We start from the raw sequence: 9,792 nt of genomic DNA, 5'->3' as shown, positions 1-9,792 counted from the left end.
CTTGGCGACCATAGCGTTATGGACCCACCTGATCCCATGCCGAACTCAGTAGTGAAACGTAATAGCGCCGATGGTAGTGTGGGGTCTCCCCATGTGAGAGTAGGACATCGCCAGGCTTCAAATTTTAGAATTTGCACTTGCAGATTCATAACAGCTTTGTGTGCTGGTATGGCTCAGTTGGTAGAGCGCACCCTTGGTAAGGGTGAGGTCCCCAGTTCGACTCTGGGTACTAGCACCATTTATTTTTTTAGCAACCATAGCACAGCGGTACCACCTGATTCCATGCCGAACTCAGAAGTGAAACGTTGTAGCGCCGATGGTAGTGTGGGGTCTCCCCATGTGAGAGTAGGACATTGCTAAATACCTCTTTAAAACCCAGCCTTCGGCTGGTTTTTTTCATTTCTAGCCTATCAATATTTTTATTCCTCCTAATATTTTTCATTTATTTATTAAAATAACACTTTAGTATCGGTTGGAGTTGTTGAATTTTACTTGCACCAATATTGTTTTTTCTATAGTTTTAGTTAGATATCTAGACGGCTAAAGCTATTTTGGGGTAAGGAGAAAACCAAAGTGCCAATTAAAATACCGGATCGTTTACCTGCAACAGATATTTTAAGAAGTGAGAATATCTTTGTTATGACGGAAGCGCGTGCTGCCAGTCAGGGAATTCGACCACTGAAAGTGTTATTACTAAACTTGATGCCAAAGAAAATTGAGACTGAGACTCAGTTTTTACGCTTACTTTCTAATAGTCCATTACAAGTTGATGTTGAGTTATTACGGATTGATAACCGACCAACAAAAAATACTCCTCAAGAACATTTAGATACGTTCTATCGTCAATTTGAAATGGTGAAAGATCGTAATTTTGATGGTTTGATTGTGACGGGAGCACCACTAGGGTTAGTGCAGTTTGAAGATGTACTGTATTGGGAAGAAATTCAGCTGATTATGAATTGGGCTAAGGATCATGTGACCTCAACATTGTTTGTCTGCTGGGCTGCTCAAGCTGGATTGAAGTTGTTGTATGATTTACCCAAGCGTACACGTAAAGAAAAATTGTCTGGGGTTTATCATCATCGTATCCATGATTGCCACCACCCGGTGTTACGTGGCTTTGATGATACTTTTTTTGCCCCTCATTCTCGTTATGCTGATTTTTCAGCTGACTATTTAAATAAGCATACTGACTTAGATATTTTAGCGACATCTGATCAAGCAGGGGTTTATTTAGCTGCGACTAAAGATAAGCGTAATGTCTTTGTCACCGGTCACCCTGAATATGATGTTGACACATTACATCATGAATACGTTCGTGACAGTGAACAGGGAATGGAACCTCCGGTTCCTGTAAATTATTATCCTAATGATGATGTTAACTGCACGCCTGTTGCGAGTTGGCGTAGTCATGGTCATTTACTTTTTAGCAATTGGCTTAACTATTGTGTTTATCAACAGACACCTTATGATTTGGCGCACTTTTCAGAAGCCAGTTTTACTAAAGATTAATAAAAAGGCCAGCTTAATTAGCTGGCCTTTTTGTTATCTATGGGGGGATAGAAATTAATGTTTATTTTGGCTTTCCCATAGCTTGGCTTTTTCTATTAATGAGGTGATGGTTGAGCCTTGAATCAAAATAGAGAACACCACTACAGAGTAAGTCATGACTAGGATGATTTCTCTCACATCTATATCTTTTGCTGGAATAACAATAACACCTGCAGGTACAGCCATGGCCATCGCCAGTGCTAGACCACCTCGTAAACCACCCCATGTTAGAATTTTAACTGACATTGGATTGTATTGACGGTAATGGCTAAAGCCAATATAAGGCAGCTTTACACTTAAATAACGGCTTAGTAATACCAGTGGTACTGCAATTGTCATTAGAATCCAGTCTTCTTGGTGAAAGCTAAATTCAAGCATGGTCATACCAATAAGTAAGAATAATAGACCGTTTAGAAATTCATCAACTAATTCCCAAAAGTGATCAAGGTGTTCTTCACTTTCTTTTGAAAATCCAATATAGCGAGTCCAGTTACCGATCATTATGCCAGAGACAACCATGGCAAGTGGACCAGATACATGGATGATTTCGGCAAAAGCATAACCTGCCGTTGGTATACCGATAGTTAATAATAATTCCATTGAGTGGTCATTGGTCGAGCAGATAAGGTAATGGAAGATTAAACCTAGAATGAAACCATAAATAATGCCGCCAATTGCTTCTTGTATGAATAATTGGCTGACGCTTAAGACAGTTGGACTTTGATTGCCAAAGGCGATGGTAAATAGCGTCACAAAGATAACTAAACCAAACCCATCATTAAATAATGATTCACCTTCGATTTGGGTCGAAATTCGTCGAGGAGCATTCATTTTTTTAACGATAGCAAGTACAGCAATCGGATCGGTTGGTGAGATCAAAGAACCAAACAGTAAGCAGTAAATAAGATCGAGTTGGATCCCCAGTAACTGACAAATACCCCACAAACTAAAGCCAATAAAAAAGGTTGAAAATAGAGTAGAGCCTAATGCTAAAGTTGTGATTTCCCATTTTTGCTCTTTGAGGTGTGGCAATTTAATACCAAGCCCACCTGCAAAGAGCAAAAATCCTAAAATCCCTTTTAACAGAAAGTCTTCAAAGTTGATTTTTCCCATTTGGGTTGAAGCAATATCTTCAAGATGAAACCAGCCATTATGACCTGCAAAAATGATAAGTAGCGATAAGATAAGTGAACCAGCCGTAATGGCGATGGTGGTTTGCATCTTACCTATCTTACTGTTTATAAAAGCTATCAGCATGGCTGCTGCAGCTAGGAAGCAGAGGGTGTTGTAAACCGACATGCAAAACCTCTAGATTAAATTATTGAGTAGATTTAATTGTTTGTGATAGTAAAACCATCAGTTAGTAATGGCTACCGTTAATTAACTTATTTTGCCATTGTACATGTTTAGACGTCTAGATTCCTATTTGAATTGTGATAGGATGTTATCAAGCTGTAATGGATTATAAGGATATAATGTAGTGTTAAAAGACAAGGATGTACTGCATAAGCGACTTGAACAGCAGATTTTGATCATCGATGGCGGTATGGGCACCATGATTCAAAGTTATAAGCTTGACGAGCAAGATTACCGAGGCCAACGTTTTAATGATTGGCATGCGGATCTTAAAGGCAATAATGATCTATTGGTGTTAACCCAACCACAGCTAATTAAAGATATTCATCTGGAATATTTAGAGGCTGGCGCTGATATTTTAGAAACCAACACCTTTAACGCGACCACCATTGCGATGGCTGATTATGATATGGAAAGCTTTAGCGCCGAAATTAATTTTGCGGCGGCAACCCTTGCCCGTGAGGCGGCGGATGAGTGGACAGCACAAACGCCGAATAAACCCCGATTTGTGGCGGGTGTTTTAGGGCCAACGAACCGTACTTGTTCTATTTCCCCTGATGTCAATGATCCTGGTTTTCGTAATGTCACTTTTGATGAGTTGGTGATTGCCTATCGTGAATCGACCCACGCGTTAATCAAAGGTGGTGTTGATATTATTTTGATTGAAACTATTTTTGATACTTTGAATGCTAAAGCCTGTGCTTTTGCGGTCACTGGGGTTTTTGACGATCTTGGTTATGAGCTTCCGGTGATGATTTCAGGAACCATCACTGATGCCTCTGGACGTACGCTTTCAGGTCAAACTACTGAAGCTTTTTATAATTCTTTGCGCCATGTAAAGCCGATTTCCTTTGGCTTAAATTGCGCCCTCGGTCCTGATGAGTTACGTCAATATGTGGCTGAGTTATCCCGTATTTCAGAGTGTGCTGTTTCCGCTCATCCTAATGCAGGGTTGCCTAATGCGTTTGGTGAATATGATCTTGAAGCTGATGAAATGGCTGAGCATATTAAAGAGTGGGCTCAGCAAGGTTTTTTAAACTTGGTTGGCGGCTGCTGTGGTACGACACCGGAGCATATTCGGCAGATGTACCAAGTGACTAAAAATATTAAACCTCGCGTATTACCTGAGATTAAAATTGCCTGTCGGTTATCGGGATTAGAACCGCTGACCATTGAGGCTGAAAGTTTATTTGTTAACGTTGGTGAGCGAACCAATGTTACTGGCTCTGCACGTTTTAAACGCTTAATTAAAGATGAACTTTATGATGAAGCGCTAGAGGTTGCTCGGCAGCAAGTTGAAGCTGGTGCTCAAATCATTGATATCAACATGGATGAAGGCATGTTGGATGCGCAAGCGGCAATGGTGCGCTTCCTTAATTTGTGTGCGACTGAGCCTGAGATCGCTAAAGTGCCAATTATGGTTGATTCATCAAAGTGGGAGATCATTGAAGCTGGACTGAAATGTGTTCAGGGCAAACCAATAGTTAATTCTATCTCACTCAAAGAAGGTAAAGAGAATTTTATAGCTCAAGCTAAGTTGCTACGTCGTTATGGTGCCGCAGTGATTGTGATGGCTTTTGATGAAGAAGGCCAAGCTGATACACGTGAGCGTAAAATTGAAATTTGTACTAATGCTTATCATATTCTTGTCGATGAAGTGGGATTTCCACCGGAAGATATTATTTTCGATCCCAATATCTTTGCGGTTGCGACAGGTATAGAAGAACACAATAACTATGCGGTCGATTTTATTGAGGCTGTTGCTGATATTAAACGAACGTTACCTCACGCGATGGTTTCGGGTGGAGTGTCTAATGTCTCGTTCTCATTTAGAGGCAATAATCCGGTTCGAGAAGCTATCCATGCGGTGTTTTTATATTATTGTTTTAAAAATGGCATGGATATGGGGATCGTTAATGCAGGTCAGTTAGCTATTTATGATGATCTGTCTGATGAATTACGTAATGCCGTTGAAGACGTGGTACTTAATCGGCGTGATGATAGTACCGATCGCTTGCTTGATATTGCCGCTAATTATCGTGATAGCGGTGCGATTGAAGAAGATCGGACTCAGCAAGAATGGCGTAGCTGGCCAGTTGAAAAGCGCTTAGAACATGCGCTGGTTAAAGGCATTACTGAGTTTATTGTTGAAGACACTGAACTTGCGCGAGCCAATGCAAGCAAGCCATTAGAAGTGATTGAAGGTCCACTAATGGCGGGTATGAATGTCGTCGGAGACTTGTTTGGTGAAGGCAAGATGTTCTTGCCTCAAGTGGTTAAATCCGCTCGCGTTATGAAACAAGCTGTTGCCTATTTAGAACCTTATATCAACGCCGAAAAACAAGCGGGATATACCAACGGTAAAATTTTATTAGCCACAGTAAAAGGCGATGTTCACGATATAGGTAAGAACATTGTTGGAGTCGTACTTCAATGCAATAACTATGAAATTATTGATTTAGGTGTGATGGTATCATGCGATAAAATATTGCAGGTCGCCCAAGAACAAAACGTTGATATTATTGGACTGAGTGGTTTGATTACGCCATCACTTGATGAGATGGTACATGTTGCCAAAGAAATGCAGCGACGTGGGTTTGAGGTGCCATTATTGATAGGTGGTGCCACCACTTCAAAAGCGCATACTGCAGTGAAGATTGAACAAAATTATCAACAACCGGTGGTGTATGTCTCTAATGCCTCACGCGCTGTTGGTGTCTGTTCGGCATTATTATCAGAGCACCAGAAGCCAGCATTTGTTGAGCGCCTAGCTGCTGAATATGATGTTGTACGTGAACAGCATGCACGTAAAAAGCCACGAACGCCTCCAATCACCTTAGATCAAGCGCGTGCAAATGCGGTAATGCTTGATTGGGAAAATTATACGCCGCCGCAACCAAAACAAGCGGGTGTGCATACTTTTACCGATTTCCCGGTGGCTAAATTACGCCAATATATCGATTGGACACCCTTTTTTATGACTTGGTCATTGAGTGGTAAATATCCAACCATTTTACGCCATGAAGTTGTTGGGGTTGAAGCAACCAAGTTATTTAACGACGCTAATAAGATCCTTGATGACATTGAACGTACAGGCATGATCAAAGCTAATGGCGTGTGTGGGTTATTTCCTGCCAATAATATTGGTGATGATATTGAAGTATATACCGATGATACTCGTACTGAAGTACTAACGATATTGCATGGTTTACGCCAACAAACCAAGAAGCCCAAAGGGCCAAATTATTGTTTATCTGATTATATTGCCCCAAAAGAAAGCGGCAAAGCCGATTGGATTGGTGCTTTTGCAGTGACGGGTGGGATTGGTGAATACGATATTGCTGATCAGTTTAAAGCGCAAGGTGACGATTATAATGCGATCATGATTCAGGCGGTGGCGGATCGACTTGCAGAAGCGTTTGCTGAGTGTATGCATCAAATGGTACGTAAACAAATCTGGGGTTATGCCGCTGATGAAGATCTTAATAATGACGATTTAATTCGTGAAAAGTACCAAGGTATTCGTCCAGCTCCTGGGTATGCCGCCTGTCCTGAACATACCGAAAAAGGGGCGATTTGGCAGTTATTGGATGCAGAAGCCAATACTGGCATGGTGTTGACCGAAAGTTATGCCATGTGGCCGGGGGCTGCAGTATCTGGTTGGTATTTCTCACACCCAGATGCGCGCTACTTTGCTGTCGCACAGATCCAGCATGATCAGTTAGCAAGTTATGCTGATCGCAAAGGTTGGGATTTGATCGAAGCTGAAAAGTGGTTAGGGCCTAATTTGTAAAATAATCATTAGGTTAAAATAAAAAAGGCGCAAACATTGCGCCTTTTTTTTATCTTTTTTCTTATTTGTTCTGATAGTGATTATTCTAAAAGTTGTTGGTGCAGGGTTGTTATGACTGATTTAGCATCGGCTTCATGGACTAAAAAGCACAGATTATGCGGGCTAGCACCATAACAAATAAGGCGTAAATTATACGCATCAAGTGCGCCAAAGATATGCTTGGCTGAGCCTTTACTGTCACTCATATGATTACCAATCAACGCCACTAACGATAATCCCTGTTCAATATCAACACGGCACAATTGATTTAATTGTTCAACGGCAGCGGAAGGTAATGTTGGGGCACCACCGCCAGTATCGGTTTGATCGAGCGTTAACGAGACACTGACTTCTGAGGTGGTTATTAAATCGACCGAGATTTTATGTTCTGCCAAAATACGAAACACTTCGGCTAAAAAGCCATAAGCTTGAAACATATTAAGACTGGTGAGTGTCACCATAGTCTGATTTCCACGCAATGCTAGTGCTCTAAAGAGTGGCGCTTGATTCACGGTTTTTCTGATCCATGTTCCACCTTGTTGCGGCGCTGTTGATGAACCAATAAATACTGGAATTTGGTGGCGAATGGCTGGAACCAGTGTTGATGGATGGAGGATCTTAGCACCAAAATTGGCCATTTCAGAGGCTTCACTAAAGCTGATTTCTTTGATCGGTTTCGCTGCAGCTGTAATGCGAGGATCGGTAGTGTACATTCCCGGAACATCGGTCCAGATCTCTAGCGTGGTCGCATCAACGGCTTCTGCAATTAATGCTGCACTATAATCACTGCCACCTCGCCCTAGTGTGGTGGTATTGCCAAGCTCATCACGGCCAATAAAGCCTTGTGAAACCACAATCTGAGTATCGATAAGTGGCACTAAATGTTGTTGAGCTAATTGGCGAATAAGTTCGGGTTGCGGTAATGCTTTACCAAATTGGGTATCAGTACGCATGACATCACGAATATCAAATCGTATCGCAGCAGCATTCATTTCGACTAAAATTTGATTAAAAAGATGGGTTGATAATAGCTCGCCATGACTGACTAATTTGTCAGTAAGTTGTGATGATGATGCTATTGCTGCCTGCGCAGAGGCAGAGGCTATATCATCTAATAGTGTGTAAATAGCACCACTCACTGCGTGTGGATGCTGAAGTTGATCCAGTATCTGTTGGTGAGTCGTGGTTAATTGCTGTAAATGTTGTTGGCGTAAAGTGATATCACTAATCCCCTTGGCTAAGGCGACCAGTAAATTGGTCACGCCTGAGCAAGCACTTATTAACACTATTTTGGTGTGTGGATTGGCAATAACTATATTGGCACTGCGACACATTGCGGCATAGTTGGCGACACTGGTGCCACCAAATTTGGCCACAATCACTGGGTTGGTTGTTGCGGTCGAAAGCATGCTCATTACGGTGTTCTCCCTTATATCGTAAATACTGCAAAGTAGACTTTTGCTTCGGAAGAATTCCCGACGTCCATTGTCGAGGAGGTAATAGGCAGTAACGCTGGTGCGGCTACCCAGAAGCTCCCCATCATAGTCAACCTGACTTAGATGACAGCCTGAGAGATTCAACTCTCATAGCCGATATCATCTGCCCCAAACAGGTGATATCTCGGCGTTACTCTCCCTCACAAAATTGATTTAGGGTTGGGCCCTTCAATTTTGCTACCTAGGTAACGCACCTCTTCTGTCGTGAATAATCACTGTTGTTATTGAATAGGAAATCGCCCTTAGTTGTCAATTGTTAAATGATAATTTCTCGATAGTTAACAAAAAGTAGGTATAACTAACAGGATCTCAGGTCGTTACTTGCAGCTTTGGCATTGCTCTAATACTCTGTAATAACGATTAATCTTTCCATCACCCTATTGATAATAATCATGATTTAATGGAGTTGAATCTATGCCTATCACCAGTTTTATACCGCCTCAAAGAACACTTATGGGACCGGGGCCCTCTGATATCTATCCACAAGTATTACAAGCACTAAGCCGACCGACAATTGGTCACCTTGATCCGCTATTTATTAAAATGATGGATGAGCTTAAGCAGCTACTACAATATGCATTTCAAACGAAAAATACGTTTACGATTGCGGTGTCAGCGCCAGGTAGTGCGGGTATGGAAGCCTGTTTTGTTAATTTGGTTGAGGCGGGAGATAAGGTATTAGTTTGCCGTAATGGTGTATTTGGCGATCGTATGCGAGAGAACGTTGAACGCTGTGGCGGTATAGCCATTATGGTTGATAATGCATGGGGCGAGCCTGTATCTCCTGCTTTGGTTGAACAAGCATTACAGACCGATCCTGATATTAAAATTGTTGCTTTTGTACATGCAGAAACGTCAACTGGCGCATTATCTGATGCAAAAACCTTGGCTGAAATTGCACGAAAGTATGGCTGTTTAACCATTGTTGATGCCGTAACATCTTTAGGTGGCGTACCGTTGCTGGTGGATGAGTGGCAACTTGATGCGGTTTATTCTGGTAGTCAGAAGTGTTTATCTTGTGTACCTGGATTATCGCCACTGACGTTTTCCGAGCAAGCTATAAATAAAATTCAGCAACGTAAAACAGCAGTGCAAAGTTGGTTTTTAGATCAAAGTTTAGTGCTGGGGTATTGGAGTGGTGAAGGTAAACGTAGTTATCACCATACTGCGCCTGTTAATAGTTTATACGCTCTACATGAAGCTTTAGTGTTGTTACATAACGAAGGGTTAGAGCAAGCTTGGCAACGACATCAACGGACGCATCTTGAATTGAAAGCTGGACTTGAAGCGCTAGGGATTGAATTTGTGGTTGCAGAGGAATATAGGCTACCTCAGCTTAATACGGTTTATATTCCAGAAGGCGTCGATGATGCCGCGGTAAGATCGACTTTATTAGAGCGTTATAATTTAGAAATTGGTGCAGGATTAGGCTCGCTTGCAGGTAAAGCATGGCGGATTGGATTGATGGGTTATGCTGCGCGCAGTGAAAATGTCGCTTTGTGCCTTAAAGCCCTTGAAAGCACATTGAAATAAAGTAGTGATGAACCATCAATAGCG

At 41.8% G+C, this 9,792-nt stretch carries 5 protein-coding genes, 1 tRNA gene, 2 rRNA genes and 1 riboswitch; of the genes, 6 read left to right on the top strand and 2 right to left on the bottom strand.

Features of this window, described 5'->3' with window-relative positions; all coding sequences use genetic code 11:
- From rrf (C9I86_RS17190) to metA, 4 genes are all read left to right on the top strand, one after another.
- Nucleotides 1-116 (top strand): 5S ribosomal RNA (rrf, locus tag C9I86_RS17190).
- Nucleotides 117-162: 46 nt separating this feature from the next.
- A tRNA-Thr gene (locus C9I86_RS17185) sits at nt 163-238 on the top strand.
- A gap of 8 nt (nt 239-246) precedes the next feature.
- Nucleotides 247-362, top strand: a 5S ribosomal RNA gene (gene rrf / locus C9I86_RS17180).
- 211 nt (nt 363-573) lie between these two features.
- Complete coding sequence (gene metA, locus C9I86_RS17175) at nt 574-1,512, top strand: homoserine O-succinyltransferase (RefSeq protein ID WP_080158385.1); 939 nt, start codon at nt 574-576, stop codon at nt 1,510-1,512.
- Between the two features lie 54 nt (nt 1,513-1,566).
- Here metA and C9I86_RS17170 read toward each other — a convergent pair whose 3' ends face one another.
- Nucleotides 1,567-2,850, bottom strand: a complete 1,284-nt coding sequence (locus C9I86_RS17170) for a sodium:proton antiporter (protein WP_107277046.1) — start codon at nt 2,848-2,850, stop codon at nt 1,567-1,569.
- Between the two features lie 181 nt (nt 2,851-3,031).
- Between C9I86_RS17170 and metH the strand changes: the two genes are divergently transcribed.
- Nucleotides 3,032-6,700 (top strand): methionine synthase, encoded by a 3,669-nt coding sequence (gene metH / locus C9I86_RS17165; protein WP_107277045.1) that lies wholly within the window; start codon nt 3,032-3,034, stop codon nt 6,698-6,700.
- Nucleotides 6,701-6,780: 80 nt separating this feature from the next.
- Here the strand turns inward: metH and lysC are convergent, their stop codons facing one another.
- A complete protein-coding gene (gene lysC, locus C9I86_RS17160) occupies nt 6,781-8,148 on the bottom strand; it encodes a lysine-sensitive aspartokinase 3 (RefSeq protein WP_369926136.1) in 1,368 nt (455 codons plus the stop codon).
- A gap of 112 nt (nt 8,149-8,260) precedes the next feature.
- A riboswitch (Lysine riboswitch) is annotated at nt 8,261-8,442 on the bottom strand.
- A gap of 207 nt (nt 8,443-8,649) precedes the next feature.
- Between lysC and C9I86_RS17155 the strand changes: the two genes are divergently transcribed.
- Nucleotides 8,650-9,768 carry an alanine--glyoxylate aminotransferase family protein gene (locus tag C9I86_RS17155; protein WP_107277043.1) on the top strand — a complete coding sequence of 373 codons (1,119 nt, stop codon included), beginning with the start codon at nt 8,650-8,652 and terminating at the stop codon, nt 9,766-9,768.
- Nucleotides 9,769-9,792 lie beyond the last annotated feature (24 nt).

This window comes from Photobacterium sp. NCIMB 13483 (genome assembly GCF_003025475.1).
GTDB lineage: Bacteria > Pseudomonadota > Gammaproteobacteria > Enterobacterales > Vibrionaceae > Photobacterium > Photobacterium piscicola.
The sequence above is the reverse complement of the archived record's forward strand: the minus strand, read 5'-3'. Positions and strand labels throughout refer to the sequence as shown.